This window comes from Candidatus Ichthyocystis sparus (assembly GCF_900078745.1).
Taxonomy (GTDB): Bacteria; Pseudomonadota; Gammaproteobacteria; order Burkholderiales; family 2013Ark19i; genus Ichthyocystis; species Ichthyocystis sparus.
The window spans coordinates 1-1,059 of the sequence record NZ_FKII01000033.1 but is presented as its reverse complement, the minus strand read 5'-3'; the positions used below and the strand labels follow the sequence as shown (position 1 = coordinate 1,059).

At 31.5% G+C, this 1,059-nt stretch carries 1 protein-coding gene; it reads right to left on the bottom strand.

Translation table 11 applies throughout. From position 1 onward, the window contains the following. On the bottom strand, positions 1-1,059 hold a 1,059-nt coding region (locus A6733_RS08710; protein WP_176696741.1), incomplete at both ends, for a hypothetical protein.

Sequence of the window (1,059 nt, the reverse complement as noted above, 5' to 3'; positions counted from 1 at the left end):
ACTCTAACAGGTCTACCAGAACTATCCGAAGCCACTAATACATTAACTAATTCATCTTTAGGTATTAATTTAAGTAGTGAAATATAAGATTTAACTACCTCAGGAAAATCATTCTCCAGTGCTACAAATAATCCAGATACACCATCTGATCGTCTAGATGCCACAAGATCTAACAACATATTATTAAAATATCCAGTAGAAATATCATCCTTAAACATCATCAATTTTTCCAATAATTTTCCAAAAGTATCTACAGCCACATGATGTCCATTTTTCATAGCTACAAATAATCCTGGAATACTATCATCACAACTTTTGCACATTAGCAAATCAAATACCATACCAACCAATGTGGTATCTTCTATGAATCCTTTTAGACTAAGAAGTCTATCTAACAATGAGATAAAAGAAAGTACAGCATTGCTATTTCCTTCTTGCAAAGCCATAAATAATCCATCAACGCCATTGCTAGCTCTAGCCTTTAACAATTTAAAAATCAATCTTGCAAATTTATCATCTGGTACAGTACCCTTTAGAGCTAATAAAACCTTGTCTAATAATTCTCCAAAAGTATCTACGGTTTTATGGTGTCCTTTATACATAGCCATAAACAAACCAGAAACATTATCACTATCCCTTTTACAGGTCAGTAAATCAAAAGTCATGTCGACCAACGCATCACTTTCTATGTGGCCTTTCATACCAATAAGTTTATCTAACAATGAGCCAAAAGCATTTACCGTATCAGTATATCCTTTTTGAAAAGCCATAAACAATCCATCAATATCCTTACTAGTCCTAGCTTTCAATAAGTTAAAAATCATGTTTGAAAGTTTGTCGTTGGATATACAATCTTTCATTAACATTAATCTATCAATTAATAAACCAAAAGCAAAAACGGAATGAGAATATCCTCTACGTAGAGCTATTAACAAAGGGCTTTCATCATAAGAAGGTGTGCAATATGAAATTAAATTATTAATAAATTCAGATAATTTATCGTCTGATACAGTACCTCTTAGTAGTACTAAAACTTTATCCAATAATATTGAGTAAGCT